The following is an 844-nucleotide window of genomic DNA, read 5'->3' as shown; positions in this document are numbered from 1 at the left end:
TGCAATTAGAGGAGCTGGAGAGTCAGTTTGCTGACCCTGAGATCGGTGGCGGCGATCAGTTCTTAGCCGATATCATTAGTAAGCGTGAAGAGATTTACGATACCTTTGAGAATCACAAACAGCAATTGCTTGATGCCCGTAATCGCAAGGCACAAAACTTAGGCGATGGTGCGCTGCGCATGTTAGATAGCATCGAAAAGCGTACGCAGAGCACTGGTGTTACAGGCTTTAAAGACGAAGAGTCGCTCAATACTTACTTTGCCGCTGATGGCCTAGTACAAAAGGTACGCGGCATCGCCAAGAGCTTGCAAGAGATGGGCTTTAGTGTCAAAGCCGATGACATCGATGCACGACTCAAAGCGATTCAGATTGAGAGCTACAAAAGCCTCAAAGACAAGTCCGACTTGTTTGAAGAGGGTGGTCAGATTATCAAGCTCGGCAAACACCGCTTTTCGGTAAATACCCAGCCGCTCGATTTGACCTTGCTCAGTCGTCAGCAGAACGATGGCAAACGGGTGCTAAATTTGCATCTCACCGGCACAGATTATTATGAAGTATTGGACAATGCCGAATTAAACGCTTTGCGTCCGTATTGGGACATCAGTATTGCCTCAGAATCTGATACCGTTTACCGTGCTGAGTATCTGGCTTATAGCATTATCGAGAGCGCAAAAAATAACCAAGACGGCCTCACTGAGGCGCGTCTATATCAGGCTCTTGATGAAACGGACACTGCGAGTGCTATGGATAGCATTGACAACAGCCCCCTTGCCAAACTAGTCAAAGCTTATGCTACGCCGCGTTATCAGCTCGGCTATGACAAGGGCATTCATGATCACGATGC

General features: G+C 47.9%; 1 pseudogene. It reads left to right on the top strand.

The features are described from left to right. Positions 1-844, top strand: a pseudogene (locus tag ACTXGO_RS14980) (DNA repair ATPase); the annotation flags it as partial.

It is taken from the genome of Psychrobacter sp. T6-1, from assembly GCF_052258445.1.
Note: the sequence above shows the minus strand (reverse complement) of the source record. Positions and strands in the feature narration are given on the sequence as shown.